The sequence below is a fragment of the Micromonospora sp. ABR4_055 genome (genome assembly GCF_056160425.1).
Genome location: NZ_JBSWXD010000048.1, coordinates 1 through 15029 on the forward strand (window position 1 = coordinate 1; position 15029 = coordinate 15029).

A 15029-nucleotide genomic window follows, 5' to 3' on the forward strand; every position below is an offset into this window, starting at 1 on the left:
TTTTTGTTGTGTTTTGGGTTGGGTTGTGTTTGTTTTTGTTTTCTGTTTCGGTGTCTCTTTTTTTTTTTTTTTTTTCTCTCTTTCTTCCCCCCCTGTTGTGTGCCCCCTTTCCGCCGGCGGCCAGTCGTGCCGTGGGTAGGAGCCGAGGAACCGCACGTCGGCACAGACCCGCCGGAGCCCGCGCAACGCGTCGCCGAGCCGGTCGTCGGCGACGTGCCCGGAGCAGTCGAGAAAGAAGGCGTACCGGCCGAGCGCCTCCCCGGTCGGTCGGGACTCGATCCGGGTGAGGTTGACCTCGCGGACGGCCAGCTCCATCAGCACCGCGAGCAGGGCACCGACCCGGTCGTGGGCGATGTAGACCGCCAGGGTGGTGATGTCGTCGCCGGTCGGGGTCGGCGGCGGGCCGGGGCGCTGGACCAGGACGAACCGGGTCACCGCGTCGGCGTGGTCGGCGATCTTGTCGGCCAGCACGGTCAGCCGGTGGGCGCTGGCGCCGATCGGCGCGCAGATCGCCGCGTCGTACTCACCGGCCGCCGCACCGACGGCCGCCGCACCGTTGGACAGTACGTCGGCCACGGCGGCGTTCGGGACCTGCCGGCGCAGCCAGGACCGGCACTGGGTGGACGCCTGTGGGTGGGCGGCGACGGTGCGGACCCGCTCGAGCGAGGTGCCGGCGGGTGCGGCCAGCACGAAGTCGACCGGCAGCACCACCTCCTGGGTGATCACCAGCGGCTGGCCGTTGGTCAACTCGTCGAAGGTGACGCCGACCGCTCCGCCGACCGAGTTCTCCAACGGCACCAGGGCCGCGTCGACGTTGCCGGCCCGGACCGCGTCGAGCGCCTCAGGCACGCTGCGGGCCGCAACCCGATCGCCCTGCCGGGCCGCCGGGATCGTCAGCAGGGCCTGCTCAGCGAAGGTGCCTTCGGGGCCGAGGAAGGCGAATCGGGTCGGCGCGGGGACGGACATGCCGGCCAGCTTACGGAGTGGTCGGCGGGATCGGCACCGACTCGCAGGCGAGCGTACGGATCCCGGCCGGCGCGCCGACCCGGACCGGGATGACGCAGACGTCCGTACCGGCGGTGACCAACGTGAACGAGGTCGGCGACCCTTCGGTGACCACCTGCAACGGCTCCCTGGACGGGATCTGCACCACGGTGTACTGCCAACTGCCGGCGCAGCGGGGTGCCACCGGCACACTGACCTGGACGCCGGCCGGTAGCAGCCCGTCGGTGCGGCGCAGCAGCGCCACCACCTGGGCGGCGGATGGCCGCCCGGCGCAGTCGACGGCGACGGCCACCGGGAAGCCGTCTGCCGGCGCGGAACGGCTCGGAGAGGCCGACGGCACACCGGACGCTGACGGTGTGGGCGTACCTGGCGGTGCGCTCGACGGTGGGCCGGTCAGTGCCGGCGCCGGCGCCGGGTCCGCCGTCGAAGCGTCGACCCCGGGCGGCCGACCGCAACCGGCGAGTATCGATATGCCGACCAGCGCCGCGCTGATCGGCAGCAGTCCACGACCGGGTGCCCGGCTGCGCCGGACGGGGTGCCGGCTGCCGGTCCGAAACCGTTGACGTGCGGACAGCACCAGCTCATGGTACGGCTGCGCCGGCGACCCGGTGACCGCTGCCGGTCAGCGTGGCCAGGGCTTCGGACAGCCGGACCGTCGGCACCAGCAGATAGTCCGTGTCGAAGGTCGAGAATGCCACGATGTTGACCCGGGCTTCGGCCAGCGGGCCGGCGAGCGACGCGAGGACCCCGGTCAGCGCGAGGTCCAGCGGGCCGACCACCCGCAGGCAGCGCCATGGCGTCTCGACTTTGGCGTCGGGCGGCACCCGGTCGGTGCGGCAGATCACCGACACCTCGTCCTCGGTCCAGGTCACCGAGACGACTCCGGCGGTGGGGCCGGCCAGGAACTCGGCCGGCAGCGAAGATCCGGCCGGTAGGCGGCAGACGGCGTACTCCGCTGGCAGCAGGTCCAGGTCGAGCATGAGGGCAGCGTACGGCAGAGGCGTCGACCGGCGGGCCGGTCATCCGGCCGAGTACGCGGTGGTGATCGGGGCGAAGAAGGTGAGCGACCCGGTCACCTTCTTGCCGATCCACACCGGGGTGGCGATCGCGTCCACGGTGCCGTCGCCCTGCGCGGTGGCCGCGTCACTGTCGACTCGCAGCAGGCCGCGGGCGAGCCGCCCGGAGCTGAGCGCGAGCAGCGGCGGGATCTTGTCCACCTCGGTCTCGTCGAGCTCGCCGCGTTGCGCGGTGAAATCGACCAGCCGCAGGCCGGCCAGCAGCGGCCGGCCTTCGATCTGGCCGGGTTCGCCGAGGCCGAGCAGGTCGCAGCAGGACCGGGAGATCGCGGCGACGGTCAGATCCTGGCGCAGGACGAGACACGGTTCCAGCGCGGTAGCGGCGGTGGCCACCCACAGCTGGAAGTTGTCCACGCGCATCGGCTCGATCGGCTCGCGGGCCTGGGGGACCAGCGGTTCCGAGATCGAGAGCTCGACGTGCGCCACCCGCGCCTCCCCTGACTCAACCGGACAACAGCAACGCTATCCGGTCTCTGGCGGGTCCGTCGACTGATGCCGAGCAGGCGCCGGATCGGACGGACCTGGATAGCGGGTGCAGTCGTCACAAGCTGGCCGGCAACGGGACGTACGCCACAGAGAGGTCGTCAGCGCCTTCGCCCCGAAGGCTACCGCCGGCTGGTTGGCTTGTCAGCGGCTGAACGGCCGGCCCCGTACCACCGGTAGTCGGTCGCCGAGCGGAACGGAGCGGTCAGCCAGGTCTCCGGATGCCGGGCCACCTGGAACAGCTTCTCGGCAGTGGCCGAACTGATCCGGGTGCCTCCGGCGATGAGCAGCCGGTCCAGCTCCCGGTGGGTGGTGACCATGCACTCCTTGGGCAGCCCGTACACGCTGATCACCCCGGAACCGACGAAGGTGAGCACCGGGGCGACCGGGATGGTGTGCCCGACCGCGGCCGACATCGCCTTGCTCGCCCGCTTGGCATCCCGGCGGGCCTCGGCGACGTACGTCGGTCGCTTGCCGTTGATCTGCACCACGTCACCGGCGACCAGGACCCGACTGCGGCCGTGGTCGACGACGGTGACCGCGAAGAGTCCGCTGGGCCCGATGGCCAGGAACCCGGCGCGCTCCTCGCGGCCGGCGGTCTCCAGCCCGAGCATCCGGTCCGGGCTGTCGGTACGCGGCCAGTGCACCACGTGCCAGGACGGGCCGAGCTGGTCCAAACGGTTCAGCGCGCGGGCGCCGGCCGCCTCGATCCGCTTGGCGCCGCGCTCGGCCCGACGGCGTCGGGCCCACTCCATCGGCGACGGCCGGATCGCCTCCAGCGTGCCAGGTGGGGACTCCTCCATGGCCCGTTCGTCCGCTCGGTGGGGCAGCGCCCGTTGGGCGGGCAGCACGCGGCGCTCATGGAAGACAGTCATCACGACCTCCGGCAAAGGTCCCCTGGACGATGGACTACCAACTACCGTACGTGGCGACACCGGTACTGAAGCAAGACGCCAGGCCGGAGTGAGTAGGGATGAATGCCCTATTCACCCCACGACTCTTTCAACAGATGGTGCCAAACGACTGCCATAGGCTGCGAGTGTGACGCACTACGTCGACAGTGAGGTTGGCCACCTCCGGGTGGTCATGCTGCACCGTCCGGGCAACGAACTGGCCCGGCTGACCCCCCGCAACAGCGGGGCCCTGCTCTTCGACGCGATCCCCTGGGTCGCCGGCGCCCAGGCCGAACACGACGCGTTCGCCGCCGTGCTGCGCGAGCGCGGCGTCGAGGTGCTCTACCTGGAACAACTGCTCGCCGAGACGCTCGCCGCCAGCCCGGCCCGCGCCGAGGCGGTGGCGACCGTACTGGCCGGCCGCCGGCTGGGTGAGACCCTGCGCGACCGGGTCGCCGAGCAGCTCGCCTACCTCGACCCGGCCGGGCTGGCCCGGGTGCTCGTCGCCGGCCTGGCCCGTGGCGAACTGCCCCGCCGCGACGACCGGCCGGCCGGGCTGGTGCATGCCCTGCTGCGCGAGCACGACTTCATCATCGACCCGCTGCCCAATCTGCTGTTCACCCGGGATTCATCGGTCTGGATCCGCGACCGGGTCGCGGTGACCAGCCTGGCGATGCGCGCCCGCCGCCGGGAGGGCCGGCTCACCGACCTGATCTACCGGCACCACCCCCGGTTCGCCGGGACCGAGCTGATCCACCGGCCCGACCAGGAACACGTCGAAGGCGGAGACGTGCTGCTGCTCGCCCCTGGCGTACTGGCCGTCGGCGTCGGCGAACGGACCACACCCGCCGGGGTGGAGCGGCTGGCCCGGCGGGTGCTCGGCGACGGGCTGGCCCACACCGTCCTGGTGGTGCCGATCACCCAACGGCGGGCGACCATGCACCTGGACACCATCTGCACGCTGGTCGACGTGGACGCGGTGCTGATGTACCCGCCGATGGCCGAGGAGCTCGCCGCGTACACGGTGATCCGTACCGCCTCGGGCGACCTGCAGGTCGCCGGACCCGCGCCGTTCCTGCGGGCCGCCGCCGACGCGATGGACGTCGACCGGCTCCGGCTGGTCGGCACCGGGCTGGACCCGGTCACCGCGGAACGGGAGCAGTGGGACGACGGAAACAACACCCTGGCGCTGGCCCCGGGGGTGTGTGTGGCGTACGAGCGGAACACGGCGACCAACTCGCAGCTGCGCCGGGCCGGGATCGAGGTGGTGACGATCCCCGGCGCCGAGCTCGGGTCCGGCCGGGGCGGTCCACGGTGCATGTCGGCACCGCTGGTCCGCGATCCGCTCCGGCCCGAGTGACCGGCCGCCGGGTCAGCGCAGCGTGAGCTGCCGGCCCAGCAGGCCCTGCCGGGACCGGCGGGCGGCCGCGTCGAGCGGATCGGTGACGCCGGCCGCCGCCGCGAGCCGCTCGGCGAACTCGGCCAACGGCTGCTCCCACTCGGCGGCCTCCGGCCCGGACGGCAGGTCCCACACCGGCACCAGCAGCCCGTGGGCCCGGAACATGCCGGCGAACCGGGTCTGCGGACCCATCGGCAGGTCACCGGCGGCGCTCAGCCGGGCCAGCGTGTCCAGCGTCCGGTCCTCGTCACCGGGCAGCACCCAGCGCACGTGCGCCCGCTCCCCCACCCGGCACCAGTACGCGGCGGGCGCCGCCGCCATCCGGGTCGTCGGATAGATGGACGCGTCGGCCCGCTCCAGGGAGGCCTGCACCGCCGGGTTGGCGGCCGCTTCGGGCTCCACCCAGAACGCGAAGCTGTCGTGCACCTGGACCGTCAGCGCCCCGTCGGCGAGCACGTCCTGCAGCCGGGGGCCGGGGCCGGGCAGCGGCGGCACCGGGACCGTGTCGCCCGGCTCGGTCTCCAGCGCGGCCAACAGCGCCGCCGCCAGGTCGCGGGAGACGTCCCCGGACTGGGCGTGCCGCTGAAGCCCGATCATGATCTGGCCGTCGGCCCGCACGACAGCCGGGGCCGCCATCGGCAGTACGGTGGCCAGCGTCACCGTCCGGTCGGCGTACTTGCCGGCCAGCTCGGGTTCGAGGGTCAGCGGCGCGGTGGCCGCCGGGACGAGCTCGCGCAGCGCGACCCAGTCCGGCTCGTCGGCCAGCCCGGCGAACGGCCGGGGCACGAATACGTCGCGGATCTTCTCCCGCTTGCCGCCGCTGGCGGCCCGGTCCTGCTTTCGGCGCTTGCCCACGGCCAGACAGCCTAGAGGAACCGGCCCGCCGCCGAGGGATCCGCCCGGGTCCAGGTGGGGCGCGACCCGGTGCCGGCTCGGCTCAGCCGGATTCCGGCTCGCCGATCTCGGCCCAGACGCAGCGGCCGGAGCCTGCGGGCTCGACCCCCCACCGGCGAGCCAGGGCGACGACGATGCCCAGGCCGCGGCCGTTGGGCGCGTCCGACGGGGCGGTCCGGACCTGCGGCACGTCCCCGGACCCGCCGTCGGTCACCCGCAGCAGGACCGTGCGGCTGTGCCGGCGCGGGGTCAGCTGCCAGGTCACCCGGATCATCCCGTCCGGCAGCGGCCGGGCGTGCCGTACGGCGTTGCCGACGAGTTCGGCCACGACCGTCATCACGTCGGACAGGAAGTCGGGGCAAATCCTGTCGGCCAACGTCCGGGCGAGCTGGTGACGGGCGAACCGGGCGCCGCTGGCATGGTGCGGTACCAGCACGCTCCATGCCCGTCCCGCCAGTGCCGAGGTCACGCCGCCTCCTCTCAGCTGCGGGGCAGCCGCACCTCGGCGACCGTACCCCCGCCGTCACGGGGCCGCAGGGACACCCAACCGTGCTGGCGCTCGACAATCTGTCGGACCAGGTAGAGGCCGAGTCCGGCACCGGGGTAACGGCGCTGGTCGCCCGATTCGCCCTGCCAGAACCGGTCGAACGCTCGTTCCACGTGTTCCGGACGTACCCCGATGCCGCGATCACTAATCCGCAAGGCCACCGAGCGTTCGTCGGCGATGGCGGTGACCTCGATCGGGCTGCCCGATGGCGAGTACTTGTCGGCGTTGGTGGCAAGTTCGGTGAGTACGGTGGTCAGGCTCGCCCGGTCTCCGGCCGCTTTCGGCAGGTCGTCTGGCAGCTCGACGGTGAGCCGCTGACGCAGTCCGGCGGGCAGATTCTCGACAGCGGCCCGTAGCGTCTCGACCAGATCGAACGGGGCGGACGGCGCGCCGACCGCCGGTCCCGAGTCATTGGCGGCGGAGAGCAGCCGGTCGACCAGTCGGGCCAGTTCGGTGGCCCGCTGCCCCAGCACCCGGGCGGCCTCCCGTCGGTCCCGGTCGGTCAACGACTCCCAGTGGTCGCTGAGGGTCTCCGCGTACCCTTTGATCACGGTGACCGGGGTGCGCAGCTCGTGGCTGGTGACCGCGATGAACAGGTCGACGTCGTGGTCGCGGTGGTGCTGGTCGGTGATGTCCCGGAAGGTGACCACCCGGGAGGCGACGAAGCCCGGTAGCTCCCCGGAGGTGATCCGCAGCCACCGGCCGTCCGGCAGCTGATGGTCCACGACCTGTCCGGGGGGTGGCACCGGGAACGGGATCGGTCGGTGCAGCCGGTCCTGTGCGGTGCTGCCGGTGAGCCGCTCCGCCGCCGGGTTCCACAGCCGTACGCAGGACTCGTCGTCGACGATGGCCAGTCCGTCGGCGAGCGCGGCGACCACCGGCCCGTCGCCGTGCACCGGCAGCCCGGTCTGGTCGCCGTACAGGTGGGCGATGCAGGACGCCAGGTAGGCGATCAGCGTGTGATGGTCAGGGCCGGCGCTGCGGTCCGGATCCGGGTAGTAGGCGTGCAGGCTGCCGATCAGCACCCCGCCGATCTCGGCGCGCGCGATCAGCATCCGGTGCAGTCCTCGGCCGGCGATCTGGTCGGCCAGGGCAGCGGTGAGCGCCGTCACCGGGAACTCGACGGTCCGCGGTCCGGTGAGCAGCCGGGCGGTGGTGGGTTCGTCGAGGTCGACGGGACGGCCGACCGACCACTCGGCGGCGCCGGTGGCGGCGATGATCCGTCCCCTGCGTGGCCCGTACTCGGCAAACGAGGTCCCGGCGGCGCCGAGTGCACGCTGCGCGAGCCGCAGCAGGTGGTGCAGGATCGGCAGCCCCGACTCACCGCTGTTGATCATGTCGAGGACGACGGTGTGTCCAGCGATCAGACTCGGATAGTCGGGGCGTTCCGGCATGCTTCGAGTCTGCCCGGTGCTGGCGGATTTGGGCAGTGCCGGGCCGCCGGTGCCGGGCAACTCGCGTCGGGCCGCCGGTCAGAGCACCCGGGGCGGTTCGCCGGTCAGAGCACCCGGGGCGGTTCGCCGGACTCGCTCACCATCGCCCGGGAGTGCGCCGCCCAGTCCTGCATTCCGCCGGCGAGGTTACGGACGTTGTCCCAGCCGTGCTGGTTGAGGTAGGCGACGACCTGCCCGGACCGGCCGCCGGACCGGCACACCACCACCACGTCGCCCTCCTTCGGGATGTCGGCCAACCGGTGCGGGATCTCCATCATCGGCAGGTGGTGGGCGCCCGGCGCGTGCCCGGCGGACCATTCCTCGGGCTCGCGCACGTCGAGCAGGTACGCGTCGGCGGAGACGTCGGGGACGTCGACGGTGGGGATCGGTGATCCATGCATGCCGAACAGCCTATGGGACAGCCGGCTTCCGGCTATTCCTGGCCGGCCAGCACTGTCGGGTTGGCGAGGATGAACTCGGCGAGATTGTCGTTCTTGACCGCCTGGAACATGTCCTGGCTGAGCGGATCGATGTTCTCCCGGCCGGCGCTGTTGCCGTTGAAGCTGCCGCCGTTGGTCCGCAGCATGACCAGGTCGTTGGCGGCCACCCCACGCAGGGTGAAGACGAAGTCCGGCAGCGCCACCTTGCCGGTGTCCAGCACGAACGCCTTGCCGGCCGCGTCAATCAGCTCGTTGAGCTTGAGCGGGTTGGTCATCACCCCGCTGGCCATCGCCTTCTTGGCCATGGCCTTGATCAGCTTCTGCTGGTTCTTCTGCCGGTCGTAGTCGCCGTTGTCCAGCCCGTACCGCTGCCGGGAGAAGTCCAGCGCCTCCCAGCCCTGCATCTCGCGGCAGCCCTTCTTGTGCACGACCTGCTGCTTCTCCCCGCTGACCTTGGCAGCGTCGGAGTTCCACATCGGCTGGCCGTCGACCAGGGTCATGTGGATCGACGGGGTGTCCTCGTCGACGCAGAGCCGGACGCTGCCGAGGCTGTCGATGACCGACTTGAAGCCGCTGAAGTTGATGATCGCGGCGCCGTCGAAACTGACCCCGGTGAGGTTCTTGATCGTCTCCGCCATCAGCTGGGCGCCACCGGCGTGCCCGGCGCCGTTCTGCGCGCCGTGGAAGAACGCCTCGGTCGCCTTGCCGACCCCACCCGGCCACCCGCTCTTGTCGAACGGCGGGATCTCGACCTCGGTGTCCCGGGGGACGGAGATCAGGTACGCCTGGTCGTGGGTGGCGGGAATGTGCAGGATGATGATCGTGTCGGCCCGGGTGTCCGACTCTGCCCAGCTGCCCCGGTGGTCGATGCCGAGCAGCAACATGTCGATCGGGCCCTCGAGGCTGTCACCGCCCTCGGCGTCGGTCTTGCCGGCGACGCCGAGCAGGTTCGACTGCTCGATCCCACTGGTCGCCTGGGCGATCAGCCACTTGCTGCCGACGATCGTGGTGCCGCTGAGCATCATCAGCAGTGCGCCCAGCACGACCATGGTGCGGGCCCAGATCGGGTCCTTGCGGCGGGGCCGCCGGCCAGAGCCGCTGCGGCCGGAGCCCGGACCCGACCGGCCGCTCGACCGACGCCCGGCCGAGCCACGGGCGGCGAGCGGGTTCCCCGACTCGGTCGACGTCGAACGTCGACGGGTCTGGACCGGCATGCCTGCTCCTGGGGGGCGTAGACAATAGGGCGAGCCCACTGTACGGAAACTTGGTCGATTTATCGACCCTGCTCGGGTTTCAAATTTGTGTCGTATTGGCCAGTCACCGGCTGACGACCAACGATGTCCACTCAGTCACCGACCCCGGGCCGTCAGTCGCTTGCACCCGGGCTTGGCGTGACATTGGCCTGCACCCAGGCGGTCATCCGATCGGCCGCCATCGCCTGGTACATCGACAATGCCTGCTCCCGGTCGGAGACGACCACCGATTCGCCGTTGATCGTCTCGCTGCCGTTGTGCGGGCTGGTCAGGAAGTGCAGGTTCTCCCCCCGTAGCTTGCGGAACTGCAGTGCCATGTCGACCAGGGAGAAGCCCTGGTCGACCGTTACCGCCTGGGTCGTCGCCTTGAGAAACGCATTCAGTTTGACCGGGTTCGACAGTGTGCCCGAACTCACAGCCTTGTCCATCAGTGCGCGCAGGAACTCCTGCTGGTGACGCATACGCGCAAAGTCACCGTCCGGAAACTGTTTGCGTTGGCGAATCCAGTCCAGCGCCTCGGCACCGTTCATGTGATTGACGCCCTCGCTGAACTGACGGTACGGCTTGTGGATCGACGTCGTGTCCTGCTCGACGGTCAGGTCGACCCCGCCGAGCGCGTCGGTGACCTCGACGAAACCGGCGAAGTCGATCGCCATCACATGATTGATCCGCACGTCGGTGAAGCACTCCACGGTCCGTACCGCCAGCGGCATGCCGCCCCAGGCGAACGCGGCGTTGATCTTGGCCCGCTCGCCGGTCTCGCAGGCCGCAGCGGCGTCCGACGGAATCGGCACGTACAGGTCACGCGGGATCGACACCAGATAGGCGCGGTCGTGTGACGACGGAATGTGCATCACGATGATCGTGTCCGCCCGCCACTTGCCGGCCTGGTCGACCGGGGCGTCCGGATCCCGTGAGTCGGTGCCGATCAGCAGGATGTTCAGCGCGCCGTCCACCGCAGCCGGCGGCCGCCCCTGCGTGATCTGCGAGAACGGATCGGTCCGCCCCAGGTCCTGGTCCAGCCCACGGGCGTACGCCCAGAGCCCGCCGCTGGCGAACAGGGCCAGCACCACCAACGCCACCCCGCCGACCAGGGCGATGCGCCCCCAACGGGGCCGCGACCGGCGCGGCGGGGCACCGTACTGGTTGCCGCCACGACCGCCGACCGGCACCTGCGCCCGGCCTGTCGAGGACCCGTAGGCGGTGCCGGCCGGACCGGTCGTCCGGCCGGGGACCGTCCGGCCACCGTGGCGGCTGCTGACTGACCGGTCACCGTGTTGGTTGCTGGCTGACATGCCTCCAGCGTACGTACCGGGCGCTCGCCCGCCGACGACTCGACTCCCGGACCGACGCCGCCGATCAGCCGAGTCGCTGGCGGAAGTAGGCGATGGTGCGGCGCAGCCCGTCCTGCGGGTCCACCGTCGGCTGGTAGCCGAGCCTGGTACGGGCCAGGGTCAGGTCAGGACGGCGCATCTCCGGGTCGTCCGAGGAGCGGGCGACCAGGTTGATCGTCGACGAGCTGCCCACCAGCTGGACGATCTGCTCGGCCAGCTCCCGCATGGTCAGCTCATGCTCGGTGCCGCAGTTGATCGGACCGGTCTCGGTGGAGTCGAGCAGCGCGACGATCCCGGTCACCAGGTCCGCCACGTAGCAGATCGACCTGGTCTGCGTGCCGGTACCGTGCACGGTGATCGGCTCGCCGCGCAACGCCTGGCTGATGAAGGTGGGGATGGCCCGGCCGTCGTCCGGCCGCATCCGGGGCCCGTACGTGTTGAAGATTCGCACGATGCCGGCGTCCAGGCCGCGGTACCGGTGGTACGCCATCGTCGACGATTCGGCGAACCGCTTGGCCTCGTCGTAGACGCTGCGCACCCCGATCGGGTTGACGTTGCCCCAGTAGGTCTCCGGTTGCGGGTGCACCAACGGGTCACCGTACGCCTCGGAGGTCGACGCCATGATGAACCGGGCCTGGTCGGCGACCGCCCGGTCCAGCAGATGCAACGTGGCGAGAGAGCCGACCCGGAGGATCTCGATCGGCAGGGTCGCGAAGTCCGTCGGGCTGGCCGGCGAGGCAAGGTGCATGATCGCGTCGAACCGCTGACGGACCGCTGGGTGATGATCCGGCAACCCATCCGAAATGTCCGCCTCGACGAGGGTGAACCGGGGTTCGTCGGTGAGGTGGGCGACGTTCTCCTTGGATCCGGTGACGAAGTTGTCCACCGCCACCACCGCACAACCACGCCCGACCAACCGGTCGACGAGGTGGCTTCCGACGAAACCGGCACCTCCGGTGACCAGCACTCGGTGGCCGTCGCCGAATCGGGGAACAGGCAGCATGCCCCCGAGCCTAGTGGTAGTGCCCCGGCCGGGCTGCGGTTGCCACCCGGGTCGGTCCGGACCGAGATACCCGGCTGCGCGACTCGGACCGGGCTACCGACCGCGCGGCTCGCCGAGCTCCCGGTACCGGCCGCGATAGTGGATCAGCGGCCCGGCGTTGCCTTCGTCGCTGACCGTGACCGTCTCGACGGTCGCCTCCACGAGCACCGCCCACCCGTACGGTCGGACGTCGTCGAGCCGACAGCCCGCCCACCCACTCGCCCCCGCGAGGACCGGGCCGTACCCGGTGGCCTGCCAGTCCGCTGCCTTGAACGGTCCGCCCGGTGCCGGCATCAGCCCGGCGAACCGGTCCGCGAGCTGTCGATGCGCCGGGCTCAGCGGAACCATCGCGAACCTGCCCGACTCGCGGAGCACCTCCCACAGCTGCGACTCCTCGTCGAGCAGCCCGAGCAGTCGAGGCGGGTCACCCTCGGCCAGCACCGTCGACGACACGGTCAGTCCGGCGAGCGGAGCCGACCCACCACCGGCCGTCCACAGCGTCACCGGTGCGGCCAGCCGGCCACGTAGCCGCCGCGCGGGCGAACGGTCCTCGTTCGCCGTGGCGAACGGGTCGCGATAGTGGATCTCGGCACCGGGCTCGGGATGATTCACGTGAAACATTGTGGCCCAATCGGGAGTCACCGGCGCGGCGTCACCGTGGCGAGCAGCTCCGGCATCCGTCGTTCCAGCAGGTCACCGGCGATGTACAGGCCAAGGGCCACCGCACCCAGGCCGTATCCGACGCCGACCGGCAGGGCAAACCAGTACCAGACCTCGCCGAGCAGCGCGGTGGCCAGCACGATCGGCACTGCGGCCGCCGCCGACGCGACCATCGCCACCAGCGCCAGCATGCTCTTCGCCACGCCGGCACCGCTGTTCAACGCGAACGGGTTCGACGTCTCCGGCAGCGAGTACGCACCGACCACCGAGACGATCAGATTGACCGCCAACCCGGCACCGTACGCGGCGAACAGCGTCCCGGCGGCGACCGGGATCCAGCCGGGTTCGCGCAGGAACAACCCGAGACCGGCCGAGATCACCACCAGCAGCGGCACGATGTACACGGAGAACCCGACCACCCGGGCACGCAGCTCCAGCCGCCCCGGCACGCCGGCGATCACGTTCGCCGCGTACGCGCTGCCGTCGAATCCGAACTGGTTGGCCAGGGTCACGGCGGCGAGCGCACCGACGAAGAGCATCGAGATGCTGACGCTGGTCGCCGACGCGGCCGGTCCGGCGCCCACTGAACCGTCCGGGTCGTAGGCGAAGGCGCTGAAACCGCCGACGTTGATCAACGCCGGGATGAACACCCCGACCACGGCGACGGTGATCAGGTTGGCCCGTCGCCGCATGTCCCGCCACCAGTAGCGCACCTCCCGGGCGACCAGTGCGCCGTACCGGTCGCGGGGGGTCCGGGCGAGCAGCCGGGGGAACAGCTGACTCACCGGGGTACCGGACGCAGCGGCCACCGCCCTGGCCGGGCCGCCGCTCGCGGTGCCGACCATCGCAGACTCCAGCGACCTCGACCACCACCGGTACAGGCCGGCCAGGGTGGCGGCGGTGACCGCCAGCTTGATCGGCACCGCCCAGAGCCGTCCGTCGACCACGTCGAACCCCATCGTGTACGGGGCGGCCAGCGGAGTCCAGCCGAGAATTCCCGCCACCTCAGCCAACTGGTCCCAGTCGGCGTTGCCCAGTCCACCGATGACCAGCAGTTGCAGCGGACCGAGCAACGCGGCCAGCACGGCGAGCAGCACCGCAGCCAGGTCACGCACCCGGCGCGACCGCAGCATGCCGGCGAACGCGCTGGTTATCGCCCGGCTGCCCAGGACGCAGAGCAGCAGACCGGCGGCGGCCCCGACCAATTGGACGGCGCCGGCCAACGGGCCGCCGAGCAGCGCCGCGCTGAGCACCAGCCCCAGGGTGGCCAGCCCGGTGGCGATCGACGGCACGCCGATCAGTCCGGTGACCAGCAGCCCGGTGACCATGGTCCGCCGACGCAGCGGAAGCAACGCGAACCGGGCCGGGTCGAGCGTCTCGTCCACCCCGAAGAAGACCAGCGGCAGCAGCAGCCAGCCGAGCACCAGCAGGGTGCCGCCGAACCCGGCGGCCAGCAACATGCCCTGTTCGCTGTCGATGAACCCCGGCGCGGCGAGGATCAGGAAGCCGTTGCCGGCGAACCACAGCCCGGCGATGATCCCGCCGATGAACAACGCGATCCGCCAGCCCTGACCTCGCAGGTTGTTGCCCATCACCCGCAGCTTGAGGCGGACGAAGTGCCGGGCCCGCACCGGCCGCCGACCGACGGCGGGTGAGCCGGGAGTCGGTGTGTCGGCGGGCGGCCCGGTCACAGCCATGCCAGTTCCTCCCCGGTGGCCGTGCGACCACCGACGACGTCGACGAAGACCTCTTCCAGCGACCGCCCGGCCCGTACCTCGTCCAACGTGCCGACCTTCTTGATGACTCCGTCGGCGAGGATCGCCACGTGGCTGCAGAGCCGCTCGACCACAGCCATCACGTGGCTGGAGAAGATCACCGTGCCGCCGCCGACGACGTACCGCTGCAGGATGTCGCGGATCAGCGCGGCGGAGACCGGGTCGACCGCCTCGAACGGCTCGTCGAGCACCAGCAGCCGGGGTCCGTGCAGCAGCGCACAGGCCAGCCCGATCTTCTTGTTCATGCCCGCCGAATAGTCGACCACCAGGGTGCGTCCGGCGTCGTCGAGCGCCAGCACGTCGAGCAGTTCGCCGGCTCGCTGGTCGACCACCGCCGGGTCCATCCCGCGCAGCAGACCGTGGTACGCGAGCAGCTCGGCACCGGTGAGCCGGTCGAACAGCCGCACCCCGTCCGGCAGTACGCCGAGCAGTTGCTTCGCCCGCACCGGGTCGGCCCAGACATCGTGGCCGAGGACGTGGGCGTGACCGGCGTCCGGCCGTAGCAGCCCGACCGCCATCGACAGCGTGGTGGTCTTGCCGGCACCGTTCGGGCCGAGCAGTCCGTAGAAGGAGCCGACCGGGACCTCCAGCTCGACCCCGGCTACCGCGACCTTGTCGTCGAATCGTTTGGCCAGGCCACGCAGGACGAGCGCCTGCCCGCCGGGCTGGGCAGCATCTGTCATGGTCCGACGGTAACCAGCGGGACCTCGGATACGCTCCCGCTGAGGGACGATCCGGCTCTCATACCCGGGCACGACGGCGACACCGATCCCGACCGACCTCGCCGCGGGCACG

Annotated in this window: 15 protein-coding genes and 1 pseudogene; 1 reads left to right on the top strand and 15 read right to left on the bottom strand. The window is 71.1% G+C overall.

The window, feature by feature from the left end:
• From pheA to ACXAHD_RS13605, 5 genes are all read right to left on the bottom strand, one after another.
• A partial coding sequence (gene pheA / locus ACXAHD_RS13585; RefSeq protein ID WP_475050884.1) for a prephenate dehydratase occupies positions 1 to 966 on the bottom strand: 966 nt, incomplete at its 3' end.
• Between the two features lie 10 nt (positions 967 to 976).
• The gene (locus ACXAHD_RS13590) at positions 977 to 1582 is read right to left on the bottom strand and encodes a hypothetical protein (RefSeq protein WP_348650031.1); all 606 of its coding nucleotides are present in this window, start codon (positions 1580 to 1582) and stop codon (positions 977 to 979) included.
• A 4-nt stretch (positions 1583 to 1586) separates the two neighbouring features.
• On the bottom strand, positions 1587 to 1985 hold the full coding sequence (locus ACXAHD_RS13595) for an ACT domain-containing protein (RefSeq protein WP_281552253.1): 399 nt from the start codon (positions 1983 to 1985) through the stop codon (positions 1587 to 1589).
• A gap of 39 nt (positions 1986 to 2024) precedes the next feature.
• Positions 2025 to 2507, bottom strand: a complete 483-nt coding sequence (locus tag ACXAHD_RS13600; RefSeq protein WP_281552254.1) for a hypothetical protein — start codon at positions 2505 to 2507, stop codon at positions 2025 to 2027.
• A 179-nt stretch (positions 2508 to 2686) separates the two neighbouring features.
• Positions 2687 to 3439, bottom strand: a complete 753-nt coding sequence (locus tag ACXAHD_RS13605; RefSeq protein ID WP_281552255.1) for a hypothetical protein — start codon at positions 3437 to 3439, stop codon at positions 2687 to 2689.
• Positions 3440 to 3605: 166 nt separating this feature from the next.
• On the opposite strand from ACXAHD_RS13605, the gene ACXAHD_RS13610 reads away from it, so the two are divergent.
• Positions 3606 to 4817, top strand: a complete 1212-nt coding sequence (locus ACXAHD_RS13610; protein WP_281552256.1) for an arginine deiminase — start codon at positions 3606 to 3608, stop codon at positions 4815 to 4817.
• 12 nt (positions 4818 to 4829) lie between these two features.
• On the opposite strand, the gene ACXAHD_RS13615 is transcribed toward ACXAHD_RS13610, so the two are convergent.
• The 10 genes and pseudogenes from ACXAHD_RS13615 to ACXAHD_RS13660 all read right to left on the bottom strand — a co-directional run bounded on the left by ACXAHD_RS13615 (position 4830) and on the right by ACXAHD_RS13660 (position 14917).
• Positions 4830 to 5711: a DUF5926 family protein gene (locus tag ACXAHD_RS13615; protein ID WP_281552257.1), complete on the bottom strand. Its 882-nt coding sequence runs from the start codon at positions 5709 to 5711 to the stop codon at positions 4830 to 4832.
• An 82-nt stretch (positions 5712 to 5793) separates the two neighbouring features.
• Entirely contained in the window at positions 5794 to 6219 is a 426-nt protein-coding gene (locus ACXAHD_RS13620; protein WP_281552258.1) for an ATP-binding protein, read from the bottom strand.
• A gap of 11 nt (positions 6220 to 6230) precedes the next feature.
• A complete protein-coding gene (locus ACXAHD_RS13625; protein ID WP_281552259.1) occupies positions 6231 to 7691 on the bottom strand; it encodes a sensor histidine kinase in 1461 nt (486 codons plus the stop codon).
• A gap of 104 nt (positions 7692 to 7795) precedes the next feature.
• Entirely contained in the window at positions 7796 to 8131 is a 336-nt protein-coding gene (locus ACXAHD_RS13630; protein ID WP_281552260.1) for a rhodanese-like domain-containing protein, read from the bottom strand.
• A 32-nt stretch (positions 8132 to 8163) separates the two neighbouring features.
• Positions 8164 to 9384, bottom strand: a complete 1221-nt coding sequence (locus tag ACXAHD_RS13635; protein WP_281552261.1) for an LCP family protein — start codon at positions 9382 to 9384, stop codon at positions 8164 to 8166.
• Between the two features lie 152 nt (positions 9385 to 9536).
• Positions 9537 to 10718 carry an LCP family glycopolymer transferase gene (locus ACXAHD_RS13640; protein ID WP_281552262.1) on the bottom strand — a complete coding sequence of 394 codons (1182 nt, stop codon included), beginning with the start codon at positions 10716 to 10718 and terminating at the stop codon, positions 9537 to 9539.
• Between the two features lie 64 nt (positions 10719 to 10782).
• Positions 10783 to 11760 carry an NAD-dependent epimerase/dehydratase family protein gene (locus ACXAHD_RS13645; protein ID WP_281552263.1) on the bottom strand — a complete coding sequence of 326 codons (978 nt, stop codon included), beginning with the start codon at positions 11758 to 11760 and terminating at the stop codon, positions 10783 to 10785.
• Between the two features lie 93 nt (positions 11761 to 11853).
• Positions 11854 to 12471: pseudogene (locus ACXAHD_RS13650) on the bottom strand (flavin reductase family protein); the annotation flags it as partial.
• Positions 12438 to 14156, bottom strand: a complete 1719-nt coding sequence (locus ACXAHD_RS13655) for an ABC transporter permease (protein WP_475050888.1) — start codon at positions 14154 to 14156, stop codon at positions 12438 to 12440. The gene ACXAHD_RS13655 and the pseudogene ACXAHD_RS13650, both read right to left, overlap by 34 nt.
• Positions 14147 to 14917 carry an ABC transporter ATP-binding protein gene (locus ACXAHD_RS13660; protein WP_475050890.1) on the bottom strand — a complete coding sequence of 257 codons (771 nt, stop codon included), beginning with the start codon at positions 14915 to 14917 and terminating at the stop codon, positions 14147 to 14149. Before ACXAHD_RS13660 ends, ACXAHD_RS13655 begins: the two co-directional genes overlap by 10 nt.
• Positions 14918 to 15029 lie beyond the last annotated feature (112 nt).

Bases quoted from the DNA above. Each gene is read 5' to 3' on its own strand.
- ACXAHD_RS13595 (WP_281552253.1), bottom strand. From the start codon at position 1,985: ATGCTCGACCTGGACCTGCTGCCAGCGGAGTACGCCGTCTGCCGCCTA.
- ACXAHD_RS13605 (WP_281552255.1), bottom strand. From the start codon at position 3,439: ATGACTGTCTTCCATGAGCGCCGCGTGCTGCCCGCCCAACGGGCGCTG.
- ACXAHD_RS13625 (WP_281552259.1), bottom strand. From the start codon at position 7,691: ATGCCGGAACGCCCCGACTATCCGAGTCTGATCGCTGGACACACCGTC.
- ACXAHD_RS13630 (WP_281552260.1), bottom strand. From the start codon at position 8,131: ATGCATGGATCACCGATCCCCACCGTCGACGTCCCCGACGTCTCCGCC.
- ACXAHD_RS13635 (WP_281552261.1), bottom strand. From the start codon at position 9,384: ATGCCGGTCCAGACCCGTCGACGTTCGACGTCGACCGAGTCGGGGAAC.
- ACXAHD_RS13640 (WP_281552262.1), bottom strand. From the start codon at position 10,718: ATGTCAGCCAGCAACCAACACGGTGACCGGTCAGTCAGCAGCCGCCAC.
- ACXAHD_RS13645 (WP_281552263.1), bottom strand. From the start codon at position 11,760: ATGCTGCCTGTTCCCCGATTCGGCGACGGCCACCGAGTGCTGGTCACC.
- ACXAHD_RS13655 (WP_475050888.1), bottom strand. From the start codon at position 14,156: ATGGCTGTGACCGGGCCGCCCGCCGACACACCGACTCCCGGCTCACCC.
- ACXAHD_RS13660 (WP_475050890.1), bottom strand. From the start codon at position 14,917: ATGACAGATGCTGCCCAGCCCGGCGGGCAGGCGCTCGTCCTGCGTGGC.